This is a genomic window from Alteraquisediminimonas sediminicola (assembly GCF_019740335.1).
Classification (GTDB): domain Bacteria; phylum Pseudomonadota; class Alphaproteobacteria; order Sphingomonadales; family Sphingomonadaceae; genus Alteraquisediminimonas; species Alteraquisediminimonas sediminicola.
On sequence record NZ_JAHXZS010000001.1, the window covers coordinates 560,678 to 574,567 of the forward strand.

General features: G+C 50.4%; 16 protein-coding genes. 11 read left to right on the forward strand and 5 right to left on the reverse strand.

Features of this window, described 5'->3' with window-relative positions; all coding sequences use genetic code 11:
* Nucleotides 1–124: 124 nt before the first annotated feature.
* Together K6117_RS02765 and K6117_RS02770 are read right to left on the reverse strand one after the other, a co-directional pair.
* Nucleotides 125–709: a hypothetical protein gene (locus K6117_RS02765; RefSeq protein ID WP_221792212.1), complete on the reverse strand. Its 585-nt coding sequence runs from the start codon at nucleotides 707–709 to the stop codon at nucleotides 125–127.
* 19 nt (nucleotides 710–728) lie between these two features.
* The gene (locus K6117_RS02770; protein ID WP_221792213.1) at nucleotides 729–1,271 is read right to left on the reverse strand and encodes a recombinase family protein; all 543 of its coding nucleotides are present in this window, start codon (nucleotides 1,269–1,271) and stop codon (nucleotides 729–731) included.
* A gap of 514 nt (nucleotides 1,272–1,785) precedes the next feature.
* Between K6117_RS02770 and K6117_RS02775 the strand changes: the two genes are divergently transcribed.
* Both K6117_RS02775 and K6117_RS02780 read left to right on the forward strand, forming a co-directional pair.
* Complete coding sequence (locus K6117_RS02775) at nucleotides 1,786–3,066, forward strand: hypothetical protein (RefSeq protein ID WP_221792214.1); 1,281 nt, start codon at nucleotides 1,786–1,788, stop codon at nucleotides 3,064–3,066.
* Between the two features lie 23 nt (nucleotides 3,067–3,089).
* Nucleotides 3,090–3,512: a hypothetical protein gene (locus K6117_RS02780; RefSeq protein WP_221792215.1), complete on the forward strand. Its 423-nt coding sequence runs from the start codon at nucleotides 3,090–3,092 to the stop codon at nucleotides 3,510–3,512.
* A gap of 78 nt (nucleotides 3,513–3,590) precedes the next feature.
* Here K6117_RS02780 and K6117_RS02785 read toward each other — a convergent pair whose 3' ends face one another.
* Entirely contained in the window at nucleotides 3,591–4,049 is a 459-nt protein-coding gene (locus K6117_RS02785; protein ID WP_221792216.1) for a hypothetical protein, read from the reverse strand.
* 217 nt (nucleotides 4,050–4,266) lie between these two features.
* On the opposite strand from K6117_RS02785, the gene K6117_RS02790 reads away from it, so the two are divergent.
* The 9 genes from K6117_RS02790 (at nucleotide 4,267) to K6117_RS02830 (ending at nucleotide 11,305) form a co-directional block, all read left to right on the forward strand.
* Nucleotides 4,267–5,088, forward strand: a complete 822-nt coding sequence (locus K6117_RS02790) for a type ISP restriction/modification enzyme (protein WP_221792217.1) — start codon at nucleotides 4,267–4,269, stop codon at nucleotides 5,086–5,088.
* Nucleotides 5,089–5,099: 11 nt separating this feature from the next.
* Entirely contained in the window at nucleotides 5,100–6,113 is a 1,014-nt protein-coding gene (locus tag K6117_RS02795) for a hypothetical protein (protein WP_221792218.1), read from the forward strand.
* Entirely contained in the window at nucleotides 6,110–6,868 is a 759-nt protein-coding gene (locus tag K6117_RS02800) for a nucleotidyltransferase family protein (RefSeq protein ID WP_221792219.1), read from the forward strand. Before K6117_RS02795 ends, K6117_RS02800 begins: the two co-directional genes overlap by 4 nt.
* Entirely contained in the window at nucleotides 6,865–7,587 is a 723-nt protein-coding gene (locus K6117_RS02805; protein ID WP_221792220.1) for a DUF6602 domain-containing protein, read from the forward strand. Before K6117_RS02800 ends, K6117_RS02805 begins: the two co-directional genes overlap by 4 nt.
* An 85-nt stretch (nucleotides 7,588–7,672) precedes the next feature.
* Nucleotides 7,673–9,178 carry a hypothetical protein gene (locus K6117_RS02810; RefSeq protein ID WP_221792221.1) on the forward strand — a complete coding sequence of 502 codons (1,506 nt, stop codon included), beginning with the start codon at nucleotides 7,673–7,675 and terminating at the stop codon, nucleotides 9,176–9,178.
* Between the two features lie 284 nt (nucleotides 9,179–9,462).
* The gene (locus K6117_RS02815) at nucleotides 9,463–10,020 is read left to right on the forward strand and encodes an HD domain-containing protein (RefSeq protein WP_221792222.1); all 558 of its coding nucleotides are present in this window, start codon (nucleotides 9,463–9,465) and stop codon (nucleotides 10,018–10,020) included.
* On the forward strand, nucleotides 10,017–10,370 hold the full coding sequence (locus tag K6117_RS02820) for a hypothetical protein (RefSeq protein ID WP_221792223.1): 354 nt from the start codon (nucleotides 10,017–10,019) through the stop codon (nucleotides 10,368–10,370). Before K6117_RS02815 ends, K6117_RS02820 begins: the two co-directional genes overlap by 4 nt.
* 61 nt (nucleotides 10,371–10,431) lie before the next feature.
* Nucleotides 10,432–11,016: a hypothetical protein gene (locus tag K6117_RS02825; protein ID WP_221792224.1), complete on the forward strand. Its 585-nt coding sequence runs from the start codon at nucleotides 10,432–10,434 to the stop codon at nucleotides 11,014–11,016.
* Nucleotides 11,017–11,125: 109 nt separating this feature from the next.
* Nucleotides 11,126–11,305 (forward strand): hypothetical protein, encoded by a 180-nt coding sequence (locus K6117_RS02830; protein ID WP_221792225.1) that lies wholly within the window; start codon nucleotides 11,126–11,128, stop codon nucleotides 11,303–11,305.
* On the opposite strand, the gene K6117_RS02835 is transcribed toward K6117_RS02830, so the two are convergent.
* Both K6117_RS02835 and K6117_RS02840 read right to left on the reverse strand, forming a co-directional pair.
* The gene (locus tag K6117_RS02835; RefSeq protein WP_221792226.1) at nucleotides 11,296–11,625 is read right to left on the reverse strand and encodes a hypothetical protein; all 330 of its coding nucleotides are present in this window, start codon (nucleotides 11,623–11,625) and stop codon (nucleotides 11,296–11,298) included. The two genes, K6117_RS02830 and K6117_RS02835, sit on opposite strands and share 10 nt — an antisense overlap.
* Before the next feature lie 336 nt (nucleotides 11,626–11,961).
* The gene (locus K6117_RS02840) at nucleotides 11,962–13,449 is read right to left on the reverse strand and encodes a hypothetical protein (protein WP_221792227.1); all 1,488 of its coding nucleotides are present in this window, start codon (nucleotides 13,447–13,449) and stop codon (nucleotides 11,962–11,964) included.
* Nucleotides 13,450–13,890 lie beyond the last annotated feature (441 nt).

Below are 13,890 nucleotides of genomic sequence, written 5' to 3' on the forward strand. Positions count from 1 at the left end.
AGCGGTGGGCGATGGTCTCATCGGATGATTCCGTATCATCCGGGGTAACGATGTTGGGAGCGTCTGGGTTGATCATCTCGTCATCGTCGCACAGATCGGCAGGCCGTCAATGAGTTCATAACGATTAGATATCGTCTGGCATCCATTTGAGGAAGTGTCCGTCCTTCCATAGCAAGGTAGCTTGTTCTCGTAGAAGCCAGACTTCCTCGAAGCCCTTGGCAGCAGGTTCCGTGGCATCTTTCATATGGGCGGTGCTGAATGTTGGGTTGAAGCTAAACATTGGCGGGTTCAGGTAGATGACGAGGCCTGTGCAGTCTCGATAGGGCTTTGCCGCTTTCTTTCGGGCGAGCGATTGAATGTGATTCACCATCACATCTAACGCCGTGAGGCCCATTAGATCGGGTTCTGATGATCTCGGATCACGATACTCAAGCTGCCTTCGACGACCGGGGATATCAGCCTCAGTGGTTTCGTATCGTTTCAGGTGATCCCCTTTGCGGACATCGAAGTCGGGCGTTACTTCATCGTTCGTCTCGGGCAACAAGCGCACGGCATCCTGTCCATTAGCTCGGGCAATACGAGCCGCGATGAACGCTTCCCGGAAGGCACGGCCACGACGCTGGAAAGCGTCATTACCCAGCATGATCTTAAGTCGTTCCACTCGCTGGCACATCTCGTCAGGAGATTGCCATTCGAAGAAAGATGCCATGAGGGCCTCTGCACTCATATTACGCAGCCAGTGCGCGATAAACGCTGGTGCGGCTGATCTTGAGTTCACGCGCGATCTGTGATGGTCGCAGGCCATTGGCATGCAGTTCGCTGACCTTGGCAGTATCGACACTGGGTTTACGGCCAAGATATTTGCCTTGGGCCTTTGCCTTTTCAATTCCTTCCAGTTGCCGTTCACGACGGATGTCATTCTCGAACGCTGCCACGGCTGCCAAAATCGACAACATCAGTCGCCCCGGCGATGTGTCCGTATCGACGCCACCTTGATACAAACAGCGGAATGCGACCTTCTTTGCGGTCAGCCGTTCAATGATCTGGTGCAGATCGTTGACGCTCCGGGCGAGACGGTCGAGCCGTGTCACGACCAGCGTGTCACCTTCACGCACGAAGTCGAGGGCTTGAGCCAGTTGATCTCGATCCTTGGTCGAGCGTCCGCTGACCTTCTCACTGAAAATCTTCTCACATCCGGCTTGGCGGAGATCATCGAGTTGGATGTCGAGGGACTGGGTGATTGACGAACAGCGTGCGTAACCGACGAGCATCGGGCCTCCTGTAACAATACGATCTAGACCCAGACTCTCACATGTTCAAAAATGCGCAACATAATCCTATTGTCACAGCCGATCCCGTCACATCCCAACCGTGCCGGAAGGTTTACCCATGCGGATCGCTGGGTGGATGTTGCGGCTCTTCCAATTCGAGCTCCACCCGGCTTTGAAATAAAGCCATCAATGTCAGGTTCGGCTGATGTGACTAACGTGAAGGGGGGTGGAGTTTTTAGGCAAAACCCCCCGCGAAGCGGTTTTATATTTATAGTATTAATAAGAATACCGCTTCACGGGGGGATTCCATTCAGTCACATCAGCCGAAATATATTGCGCGAATAATATGGACGCGACATCATCTGTTAATGTATTATCATAATACTAAATACACATGCGATGCGTGATGGTATCTGGGATCATAAATAACATGTAGTGTTACAGCGCATACTACATACGATTTAAGACCTGCGTGACCATCACCACGCAGGTCTTTTATTATTGGAGTATAAGTATGCGTAACTTTAACATTATTCCTTACATACAACCACTTGGAAAAAAAGTAATCACACAGTTCGAAAAATCACTGAAGAAGTCTGGAACTATATTAGAAAAAGAATTAGAAAAGCACATCTATGACGGGACGGTATATTACCCGGTCTCATATGGATATTATACAAAGGGTCGCAATCATAACCGCGCTGCTAAGGTTGCTGCGGGAACATTAAAAATGGAAGATAATTCATTTTTTGCTAATTCTTTGATGGCCGTCGATTCAACCGACCCTACGTATCACTACCCAAGTAAGCGTGTTTTCCTTGGACCGCTGCAAATCTACACATTTGAGTTCGATGAAGCAGACCTCGCCTTCTTTTGCCGCCAACTTTCGTGGCTACGGTCTAGTGGAAAGAGTAAAACAGACAGCGTCATCGGAAAGCTGTATAAAAAATGCTCTAAATGGGCAGACTTCCTAGGAATCACCGTCGTTTGGTCCGGTAATAAATCCTTCCACTTTCACATTGCGTTCGAGACCCATTCAATATGTCGTCAGATGGATAAGGTGCCTGACAGCCCTCGCGCGGGTCTCAAGGCTCACTGGGACCTTCTGGCCAAAACGGTATATGAATGCTTCGGGATCGATCCAGCCGAATACGAGCTTGACGACTCTTTGAGGCATCCGGAGCAATATCGGCGATTACCCAACGGTCACCGCCGGACTAAAGACAACCATTTACTTAGTATTCCGGCGAATACCCTTGTGCCTCAACTCCCGCTCTGGGAAGAATGGCGCGGTAGGGTGGCACCAAACGTTACCGAACTATTTCACCGGCCAAACTTGTTCGCTGAGCCCGTGAGAAAGTATCGTGTAGAGAAGCGACAAACGAACATTGTGATCCCCACCTCAGGACAATATACGCCTGATGAGATCGCCCACTGTGAAGACCGCCTCAGGGAGATTTACCCTAATTGCGGCTGGCCCCGTCTCAACCGAATCAGTTTTGATGGGGGATATTGGAAGGCATTTTTCTTCAACAGCGCCAGCGACAATACCCCGTCATCTGTGATGCGCGAGGATTACCCCACCATCGGATTTTTCGGTCGTGACAGCCATGTAATCAAATCTACCCCTCTCGAAGAACCCTTGGGTATTATGATGGCAGAGTGGGTGCTTAAGATGCACGACCCTATCGACGAAGACGTCTACATCGACAGCCCGGAACATGAGGCTACCCATCGTATCGAACGGGACTTTGCGAGCGCGAGCAGTAAGGATGAGGCCAGACAAGTGACCTGATTGGTCGCAAGATTGTTCAGACCATGACGTTTCTTTGTCCTGCTGAGTATGAACAACACCAAGCACTGAACGCGTGGTGTGCTCGACGCGACCTTGTGCTTTTGCGACATATCGATGAGTTCAATCAATCTGCCGGTCGGAACATCGGCTTCCGATTTAAGAAGGGGGCGAGCCACGCTCTGTTGATCAGCCATAAGTTGCTGAAAATGATCGAACCGGCGCTAGGCTATAGTCGCTACGACTGGTTGGTGCACCTAGGGGTGGAAAGAAGACGTAATTTCAAACGCAAAGTGACTGAAACCATTTCAAATGGCATGGAAGGTGCATCCGAAAATATTCTTCAATTTCCGGCTCCACGCTTCGAGGTGAAGGATCAATCCGCCACCATTGCCATCGGGTGCAGCGCAACTGGGATTATCGGCATGCATCAACGAATGGCTGGGTGAGATAGAACTGATAGGCGGTAGCAGCGTGTTATTGAAAATTGCACGAAGTGCTACCGCCTGTCAGGCAGACCAAGAAAATCAGGAAGTGAGCTTGGCCAGCGTTTGTGCATGCCTCACACTTTCTTCAATGTCATGAAAACTACCGCCAAGAGGATGCTCGTAAAAACGTCTTTCAGCCTTCTCCAACGTTCCTTTGACCAGTTCCGGAATCATCAAATTGTTATGCCATTGCAATCTCACGCCACCGGGTTGAGGAAAATGTTGAACCACGAAAAGAGCAAAAAAGATCAGATTTTCTGTATCTGAATATGCATCTCGAATACGACCATCGGTGTGCTTAATACGGCTAAAGCTAATATAGAAATCATTGTTCCACAATCGGTATTCTGCGTCCTTCCACTTTCCATCCCATACTTCGCTGAAATGAAAATTGATAAGGCCACCAATTCGTGCAATTTTTTTTCCATCCAAATATTTGGCAATATGGTATGCTTCGATCTCGGCCTCTTTCTTAGTCAAAACTTTTCTTACAGCCATAAAAACCTCCTTTTTCGTGTGCAGGGCGCAGTTGTGCGTTCGCGATATTCAGTCGCGGTAAAATAAATAAATTATTACAGCATCTTATTTAGATATTATCGTAACCCTCTTGGGTCACAACGAGAGAGGCAGCGCTTTCTTATCCTCAGCGCCAATCTGGATCGTTTCAGATGCGATCCGCGTGCATGCGATTTCGAACCACTTCTGGTCCCGCTCAATGCCGATTGCTCGCCGTCCCGTCAATTGGTCGAAGGATGTACCCGATCTCCAAGTGATGTTTAATAGCCAATGCTTCCCCCGATATATTCATGAAAATACAAACATTGTATCGAATGATGATCGCCAAGGTGACTTACTCGCGGGAACAAAGCCGGACTTTGCGTCCAACACACGCGACGCCATCACTGATGCTGGCCTCGCCCACTTCCAAGCCGCCTATCCCTGCGAAACCATCACCAAGGATGACCTCTTCTATTATGTGTATGGTTTGCTTCATTCCGAGGATTACCGCGCCCGCTATGCCGACAACTTGTCCAAACAATTGCCGCGCATTCCTGCGGTGAAGAAAGCCGAGGACTTTTGGGCCTTCGTCGAGGCCGGACGCAAGCTGGGAGATATGCATTGCGATTACGACAGCGTTGAACCTTATCCGGTTACAATCGCCCAAGGCGACCTGCGCCTTGCTCACATCTCTGATCTGGTCAGCTTCTACCGAGTCAAAAAGATGAAGTTTGGTGGAAAGCGCCCCAACCTCGACAAGTCCACAGTGATCTACAACGCCAACATCACTATCACAGGCATCCCGCTCGAAGCCTACGATTATGTCGTCAACGGCAAGCCAGCACTCGAATGGGTGATCGAGCGCCAAGGCGTGAAGGACGATAAAGCCAGCGGTATCGTTTGGGACGCCAACGCCTACGCCAACGAAACGATGCAAGACCCGGCCTATCCGCTGAAACTGTTCCAGCGCGTTGTCACTGTTAGTCTCGAAACGATGAAGATCGTGAGGGGATTGCCCAAGTTGGGCGACTTGTTATGAGCCGCCGAACTATGTTCGGCGAAACACTTCGCGCGCTCCAAGCAATGGAAGGTCGAACACAGTTATCTATCCCGATTGAGGATGATGTGGAGGGATATTTCGACCGGGAATGCCCTTCCGAAGAATGCCTCTTCCAGTTCAAGATATTAAACCAAGATTGGAAGGACAAGGTTCGTGATGAGGAGGTGTTTTGCCCGAGCTGCGGACACACGGCAACATCGGAAAAGTGGTGGACACAGCAACAAATCGAGCACGCTCAACAGGCTGCCGTAGCTCATCTTTCAGGCGAGCTAAACAACGCAGTGGCGCGTGATGCGGCCCAATGGAATAGCAATCAAGTTAAGGGCAGCTTCATTTCGATCACCATGAAGGTGAACCAGCGCCCAACGCAAGTTCTACTTCCGCCAGCCGCTGCGGAACCGATGCGCTTGAAAATTACCTGTCCGGCTTGTGCATGTCACTACGCCGTCATCGGCGCTGCATTCTTCTGCCCCTCCTGTGGCTATAACGCCGCCGATCAGCAATTCACCCAGACTGTCGCAGGCATTATCCAATCGCTTGACGCGCTTGATGCCGTTAGAACGGCAATCGTGGATCGAGATACGTCTGAGAATACGGTCCGTTTAATAGTCGAAAATAGCCTCCAAAACGCCGTAACCGCCTTTCAGCGTTACGCTGAGGCGCTTTATGCAACCATGCCGAACGCCAATGCCGCCCGGCGCAATGCTTTCCAGAACCTCTCCGAAGGTAGCGGTCTATGGTCTGCCGCCACTGGGAAATCATATAACGATATCCTCACATCCGCAGAACTGGCTACGTTGCAATGCGCTTTTCAACAGCGCCATCTGTTAGCTCATACGCAGGGAATTGTGGATGCAGACTACGTTCAAAAGAGCGGCGACAGCCGCTACCAAGTCGGGCAACGGATCGTGATTCGTGAAGCCAGTGTTCGTGAAGCCGCCAATCTCATCACAATACTCGCGTGTGGGCTTCTTGCAGACGCCAGCGGGATGGGAGCCAAATGACAGCAGACCAATATCTCGCGAGCATACTTCTTCGGGAACAGGTCGATACTGGCCTGATGTCGCCCGTGCGCGCTGTGCAAAACATCATTATGCCAGCCTTGATTACGTGGGGCGGTGAGCATCTAAACGCCGTGCACCCAAGCGGTTCATTTGCCAAAGGCACGGCCAATCGCAGCGGCACCGATATCGACCTCTTCATATCGGTCGCTGAGACGGTGCCGAACCCAATGAAGGAAGTCTACGAAACTCTGTTTAGCCAAATGACCGCTCGGGGATACGCCCCGAAGCGCCAAAACGTATCGATCAACATCAATGTTGGAGGCTACAGCGTCGATTTGGTGCCCGGAAAGCGCCAAAATGCTTATTCCAGTGACCACAGCCTTTATCGCCGTCGTGCTGATACTTGGACAAAAACTAACGTCATCACGCACATCTCGCGCGTCGCAGCCTCCGGTTGCGCAGACGAAATCAGAATCCTAAAACTTTGGCGTGATCAGAAGGGTTTGGACTTCCCATCCTTTTGTATCGAATTGGCAGTGATCAGCGCGCTGAGCGGTCGTTTTGGCACATTGTCGGAACGAGTTTGGGCGGCGTTCGAATATCTCCACGACCGCTTCCCTTCGGCGCGGATTGTTGATCCGGCGAACACCAACAATATCATCTCCGATGACCTGACTGCTCAGGATCGCCAGCGCATCCATACAGCTACTGTTGTCGCACTTCGGTCATCAAATTGGGATCAGATTGTAAAATGACAGGCTGGTCGTTGACAACATTGCTTAGCTCTTTGAACGACGGGGTCAGGCAACGGCTCCAAACCAGTCGTGACACGATGGGCCATCCCGTCTTGAAGGGCGATGCCAGCGAAGCTGTCTGGCTCAGCCTTCTATCTGATTACTTGCCCGAACGATACCAAGCTGCGCGCGCGGTTGTCATCGACAGCGAGAACAGATCGAGTGACCAACTGGATATTGTGATTTTCGACCGGCAATATTCCCCGTTCGTTTTCCAACATGACGGAGTGAAAGTCATCCCAGCGGAGAGCGTCTATGCTGTGTTCGAGGCAAAACAAAGCCTCGATGCAGCTCAGGTGGATTACGCTCACAAGAAGATTGCGAGTGTCCGCGCACTTCATCGAACGAGCCTGCCGATCCCTCATGCAGGAGGCACCTATCCGCCGCGACCGCTTCCTTGGATTATTGGTGGTATCTTGACCTTGGAAAGTGAGTGGAAGCCCGCACTAGGTGCTCCTCTGGAAGCCGCACTGGCTAAAGGCGATGAGCATTCCCTCCTCGATATTGGCTGCGTAGCCGCACAAGGACTATTTTACCGCGAAGAGCTGGATCGTTATGTTCTAGCGCCACATACCAAAGCGGCAACCGCCTTCCTTTTGGAACTGATCGCGCGCCTCCAAACCTCGGCAACCGTGCCTATGATTGATGTGCGCGCTTATGCACGCTGGCTTGCGGATTGATCCTTTGGTGGGCAACGCACAGATCAGTTTTACCAAAAATCATGCAAGTATCTAGCTAAGAGTGGTAATTTCAGAGGGGATGATAATGAAAAGACTTCTGACTGATAGTGAGAAGCTTGAGGTTCGAAAGCAGCAAAGTGATAGTGACGGTATTCTACGCTGCTTCATCTCAGGCCAGATCATTGGCGATGATGACCACGTAGAATATGATCATATTCAAGCATTTTCAAAGGATGGTGAAACTAGTCTCTCTAATGTGCGCATTGTGCTAAAAGAGTTAAATCGACGTAAATCTGCGGATTCCCTCTATGATGTCCGGGATAACCTCAGGCTGGAACGGTTATTTCAAGACCGAAAGAATAATATCCGCTTGCAGGACATATTTGAACTTAAGGATATCGAAAAACGCACGACTGCTGCTGTGAAGAGCGGGAATCAAATCTCCATAGACGATGGAGCCACTAAGCTTTCATTTCCGCTGTATCAGGATGGCATATTGGACGTGCCCTATTTCTATGGACGTATTCCCATCTGCTGGTTGGAGAATGATGATCAAGAAGGCCTCCAACCTCGCGTCATAGATTACAAGCGCCTCATAGCGATCCGCGATCACCTCAAATCTCATCCGCAACTCGCACCTTCAATTGCGAGACTACTGGGAAACAAACTCAAGCTGTTTGATGGACAGCATAAGCTGGCTGCTCAAGTTCTCAACAATCAGGCCGAGATAGACATCAAAGTATACGTCTCCCCCACCTCCGATGAGCGGGCAAAGAGACTCTTCGACGGTCTGATGATCACAAATCTGGAAGCTCACTCAAAGTTGAAGCAGGTTCCCTTTTATACATCCACACTGCTCGACCGGCTCTCTGTGATCTATAAAGAAATGCTCGATGAGTTTATTTCGGACACCGCTCCCGAGGACCATAGCGAAGAGTGTTTTGTGCGCTTCCTTTCGACCAACAAATCATTCACATCTTTGCAAAGCAAGGATATGCTCCGAAGTGCGATCAAGGTTGCAGCACTTGAAAGTTCTGAACTTAAGCAATATGTCGCCGCGGCTTCTAAAGATGCGTCCTATCCATTAACCATGGATTTGCTCGAAAAGACAATTTTCCGTGCGTGTCTTTATCTTGAGCCTTCTTCGGCCCGCTTCACCTGCGAAAGGGACCATCGGAATGCTGAGGCCGCCAACTTTGCGGCTTTGTCTGCGATATTAGTCGCCGAAACAGGTATCGCAAATTGGGTGACGCATACTAAAGGTAAAAGCCTTAGCAATGAACAGCTCAAAGCGCGTCGGATATGGCATAAAGGCTCGGTTCTGACATGGGCACCTTATCTTAAGAGCATCCTTTTTTACGCGCTGCATTGCATGACCAGCGAGGATCGTGAGCACCTACTTCATCGCCCCGACATTGATCATGCGCGACTTGAAGTGATCCGATCATGCCTCAAGCGCTTATTTGCTCACCCAATGTGGGATGATCCTGACAGTGAAATCGATAGCCTGCTCGTGTCCGCACGTAAGCAGGAAGACCTCTTCAATCGGAAGGGGCTGACGGAAAAATATGTCATTTACGGTGAACCATGACAGAACTCGATGAGCGGAAGGGTTTGAAAGCAATTTTGAGAGGTTACAACGCCAACTGAAAAGCTTTGCCTCAAGATCGAACATTGGGGTGGTAGGTGGATCTGGCAGCTAAATGGCTCGGAATCTGTAGTTGCCGCATGAAATCCAACTCTGGGGGTGTATCCTCTGTCTGTGGAGGCGGACCTCATTGCGAAGTTCCGTGCGCATTATAGGCAGCCACCATTTGCGAATAATCCCCATCTGTTGGGCAAATGAGTCGAGGTATTATGCAAGAGAGTTGCAATGTGGATGATGTGTCAGTGGGTATGAAAATTGAAGGAGACCTGATCTTGGTCTTGCACGCAGCATCGTTTGCGGCTGACCGTCACCGTCATCAGCGCCGCAAGGATGCTGCTGCATCCCCTTATATCAACCATCCGCTCGGTTTGGCCGACATCCTTGCCCGTGAAGGAGGCGTTTCTGACCCGGTTGTCCTTGCAGCCGCACTCTTGCACGACACCATCGAAGACACTGAGACGACGCTAGATGAACTCGAAGCGCGATTTGGTAAGAAGGTCGCCGCAATCGTCGCCGAAGTCACGGACGACAAGTCTCTATCCAAAGAGGAGCGCAAGCTTCTCCAAATCGCCAAAGCCCCTTCCAAATCTACAGACGCGAAACTGGTGAAGCTTGCTGACAAAATTAGTAATCTGCGCGATCTTGTCGCAAGCCCCCCGGCGAACTGGCCATTGGAACGCAAGCGGCAATATTTCGACTGGGCACGAGAAGTCGTCGAGGGCCTGCGAGGTCAGAATCTCAGCTTAGAAGCAGCATTTGATGACGCTTATGGCCAACGGCCATGACTATGCGCTGGTCTTATATCGGCCAATTGGGTGAGAATGGTGCCCTTGATTGGAAAGGTAATTATAGTGGCAACATACCAGTGGGTGGGCGCTTTCTGCCCGACTGGAATGATACGGCCCTTTATCTCAAGATCAGAGACCTTGCGCGAGATGGTCGATATCATGGGGCGCAGGTCGATTGGGGCGCTTTCGCAGTGAAGGTAAACGGCACAGAGCTGTTGAGCATTCTTGATGAGTGTTATGGACCTGTCGAGGAGATGAAATCTGACACTTTGCTAGCGAGATATATTTCATTTGCTGAAAGGCTAGGCGCTGGAAATTATGTCGCTCTAGTTTCCTGCGAGATTTAACTCTGCGACTGTAACACGGAATAACGCCCTGCGAGCAATGCGACTGGGGCCAGTGATTAAAATGAGCGCGGTTTTACGATTTGGTGGATTTATGGTATCTTGCGTTAAAAATGACGACTTAGGTCGAGGCCGGAGTAGAACGATCCGGACTCAAAAGGCGGACCATCTGCTATGGGAGATCCGTTCCGTTATCCTTGCGCTAGCTCGCCAAGGCGAGTTGGAAACAACGCTTGCCGGGATTGTAGGGCAACTCAACGCGCGCGGGCTTCGGACAAACCAAAATAACAAGTTTGATGCCCAGAAAGTTCACCGTGCGCTTGGGTTGATGGGCGTAGATCGCATGTCAATTAGACGGTGGAAAAATTATGCTGGGCGGATGGCTGCCCAATTCGATGTGACCTTCAATCAGATGGTCGGCCAGCTATGGCATGAATGGCTATGGCATGAATCTACTAAATGGATCGATGAAGGTGTGACTTTAATAGGTCGAGATCGGCACCCTTTTATCCCTCATTTGGTCCATCCTGATCAATGGGTGCCGCCTTGGGTCCGAGAACCGGATGGCCCCTTGCGCGAGGTCCCTGCGACTCCGCCAGCCGCCCGAGTGGTCTATGCAATGCTCGGCGCTTTTGATCATGAAGACTGAGCGTGGATTTTTACACTCGATCAGCAGATTCATTGCTCGATAAGGAATATCATGAACTTTTAGCTTTTCGAACGCGGAAGTCTGCGGAGCTTGAGGCAAGGTTAGCAAAATGATTTATGATCCCAATGATCCCGCAACCGCTGAGGACTGCCCGCTGTGCACCGGCGATTATTCAGACGACTTCGTGGAGATGATTAAAGCAGCCGCGTTGAATGTGTCGCCCTCGATGTCCGCCGATGAAATGAAGGCATGGCTCACTCAACTGGATGAGACGCTTCCTCACCGATGATTGTTCTGTGCCTTGAGTGATTGGTCGAAGCTAAATACAAGATGAAAACACCAATCTCTGCGGCCAGCCTTGCCGAACTCCACAGGCGCTTCAACAATGACTTCACAACCGCCGCCACTGTCATAATCTCCATCGATCAGCCTCAATGTTCCGAGGAGCGAGGCGACAATCTGCGCATCTGGTGCAAGAAGCAATGCGTCGGACGTTGGAAACAAACAGTTCGCACGGCGGACGTTATTGCCTTCGAGTTCGAGCGCGAAGATGATGCATTGCTGTTTAAAATGGTAGCGTGATGTCCTTCGTCCGAGATTGCCGCGCACGCGGATCGGGGGCGCGAGGGTGCTTAAAGGCGATTGTGACTGCCATCGCAGAGCGTCGGCTTTCCCGTCCGTTTGCTGCCACAGAAAGCGATTTTTCCGTCAGTTTCCGCGACGTATGCAAGCGAATAAAACGCCGTGCCTTTATGCGAGCCCTCGCAGCATCGCTGTTGCTTGCTCTGGCCACATGTGCACCAATAATAATTGGTTTTGCTTACCTCGACGGTAGCCGTGAAGGGCGATTTTTGTGTGATATGGGGGTAAAGGCCAATAATCCTTCAAAGCAATGAAGGCCGGGGATTAGCAGTTTCCGGCCACACCCGTCTCCCAGCACTGCCTTCACTCCTTGGTCTCTTTCGCCTTCATCTCCGCCGCTTTTTTCGCGGCCCGCTTCACGCGCTTCTTGGCCGTGTCTTCCACCCGTTTTTCGGCCCTATGTGCCTCCTGTTCCTGCGGAGTCCGGATAATCCGAGGCCTGCCCCCCTTAGATTTCGGTGGCACCGCGATATCCAGAGGAATCTGGGTCATAGTTGCCGTCACGTGCGGTAACCCGTCGAAGTAATCCTTTAGATATTCCGCCTGCCAGCGGTCAAAAACCCAGAGGAAAACAGTGTTTCCGTTCGCTGGATCACGCACACTGGTCCTTGTAACAAATTGGAGGATCGTCTCTTGCTCAACGCTTCGTGTCCAATTTTCCGAGGATATCCCGAGTGCCTTCATGAATTGGAGCATGTTATTAGAAGGCTTTGCTGAGTATATCATCGCAGCATGGCTGAATCTCGAAAAATCGTTTGTTCCTGCTTGCTTAGGACGCAGGTAATCATTCTCAGGAAGCGCTAGAAGTTTCTTAATAGACTTTTTGCCATCATCAGATTTGTCATTTGCCGACCATATCGATTTTTCCTCAGGCAATTGGGCTCTGAGGACCGATGCGATTTGGTAGAGGATTTCCACCCCTCCATTCCCCTTGATAAAACTGGCGGAAATCGGGCGTTCCTTCGAGAAGTAGTTGATCACAACATCCCGGTGGTTGAAATGTCTGGCCTGAGCAGGATGAGAAATTGGCACCCACTCGACGCTGTCACCATCAAATAATCTAACTAACTCACAGCCGATGTTTTCCCGAAATTGGTTTCCTAGCATTTCCACTCGATCAAAAGCTTTCAACTGCCGCATCGAAAAGACGCTTGCCCACGCCCATTTCACCTTTCGACACTCCATGTCCGACCAAGACTGTAGATTGCACCGCACAGAACGGACCGCACTCGGCCTGCTGGCTTCTAGCACCCGGAAGTGGAACTGACTTAAGTGTGAATGCGAATAGTCGTCCTTTATGTCTGCCACCGATATCTTCTCACCTTCCATAGTGACAGTTATTTCCGACCATCCATCTGCAAGCGGCTGAATGTGATAATATTTTGAAAAGAAACTGACATCCAAGTGCGTATTCTTCTCTTCGAAATCTAGAAATGTAGGAACTTCATCGACCACAATCTGCCAGCCCGCAAACGCGGAGAAATCGGATCGTAGCATTGCTGCATGGGTTGCAATCACAATGACATGGTCATTGAGCGCATAATCGACTGGAACCGCCTCGATCTGCCTTACGACATTGCGAGATCGCCCCTCGATATTACCGTTGATTTGGTGGATTGTCGGACTGGTCCCGAGACGTTGGGCCGCATCCCGGATGTCGCGTTCCAGTTCATCGAAGCTATTGGTTCTCTCAGTAAAGAACAACACCTTGCACTTACTTCTATTAATTCTCTCTATGGATCGGTAGGTTTTTCCTGAACCGGCAGGTGACTCATCAACGTATACTTTCACAAAACACTCTTACTCTTTACAATAATTACTTATACAGTGCCTCACATTGTCCGTGCAATATTTAAATGTCCGCCCGACGTTCTATTTGTCCGAAAAAACTCTATAGTATACAGATGAGTTAATTTGGACGCGATATCGAGTTGTTCATAAATTGGGCTTATCCATCCTGACCTGCCGTCATTGCGAAGCAGGCGCTTGCGCCGGATGAGCAATGCAAAGGGCGGGAGAAACATATTAATACAATGGTTTATTTGAGCACGCGTGCTCAAATGAAGGCTTGTATTCAGATGGCTTCGACCTCTTAGCTGTCATTTGCAGGACTACAGTCACATCGGCTTAGCTCGTCGCGGCCTCGCTAACCCATTGAAACTGGCGTGCCCGCTGTCGAAGGCTCGACATCTGCGATATCTCGCCACCTCGGCGGTCGATTTGATGAAGTTG

What these genes read in the sequence shown, in the direction of transcription:
- K6117_RS02775 (WP_221792214.1), top strand. Translation starts at nt 1,786, where the DNA reads ATGCGTAACTTTAACATTATTCCTTACATACAACCACTTGGAAAAAAA.
- K6117_RS02770 (WP_221792213.1), bottom strand. Translation starts at nt 1,271, where the DNA reads ATGCTCGTCGGTTACGCACGCTGTTCGTCAATCACCCAGTCCCTCGAC.
- K6117_RS02780 (WP_221792215.1), top strand. Translation starts at nt 3,090, where the DNA reads ATGACGTTTCTTTGTCCTGCTGAGTATGAACAACACCAAGCACTGAAC.
- K6117_RS02830 (WP_221792225.1), top strand. Translation starts at nt 11,126, where the DNA reads ATGATTTATGATCCCAATGATCCCGCAACCGCTGAGGACTGCCCGCTG.
- K6117_RS02820 (WP_221792223.1), top strand. Translation starts at nt 10,017, where the DNA reads ATGACTATGCGCTGGTCTTATATCGGCCAATTGGGTGAGAATGGTGCC.
- K6117_RS02785 (WP_221792216.1), bottom strand. Translation starts at nt 4,049, where the DNA reads ATGGCTGTAAGAAAAGTTTTGACTAAGAAAGAGGCCGAGATCGAAGCA.
- K6117_RS02790 (WP_221792217.1), top strand. Translation starts at nt 4,267, where the DNA reads ATGCCGATTGCTCGCCGTCCCGTCAATTGGTCGAAGGATGTACCCGAT.
- K6117_RS02825 (WP_221792224.1), top strand. Translation starts at nt 10,432, where the DNA reads ATGAGCGCGGTTTTACGATTTGGTGGATTTATGGTATCTTGCGTTAAA.
- K6117_RS02805 (WP_221792220.1), top strand. Translation starts at nt 6,865, where the DNA reads ATGACAGGCTGGTCGTTGACAACATTGCTTAGCTCTTTGAACGACGGG.
- K6117_RS02795 (WP_221792218.1), top strand. Translation starts at nt 5,100, where the DNA reads ATGTTCGGCGAAACACTTCGCGCGCTCCAAGCAATGGAAGGTCGAACA.
- K6117_RS02765 (WP_221792212.1), bottom strand. Translation starts at nt 709, where the DNA reads ATGGCATCTTTCTTCGAATGGCAATCTCCTGACGAGATGTGCCAGCGA.
- K6117_RS02800 (WP_221792219.1), top strand. Translation starts at nt 6,110, where the DNA reads ATGACAGCAGACCAATATCTCGCGAGCATACTTCTTCGGGAACAGGTC.
- K6117_RS02810 (WP_221792221.1), top strand. Translation starts at nt 7,673, where the DNA reads ATGAAAAGACTTCTGACTGATAGTGAGAAGCTTGAGGTTCGAAAGCAG.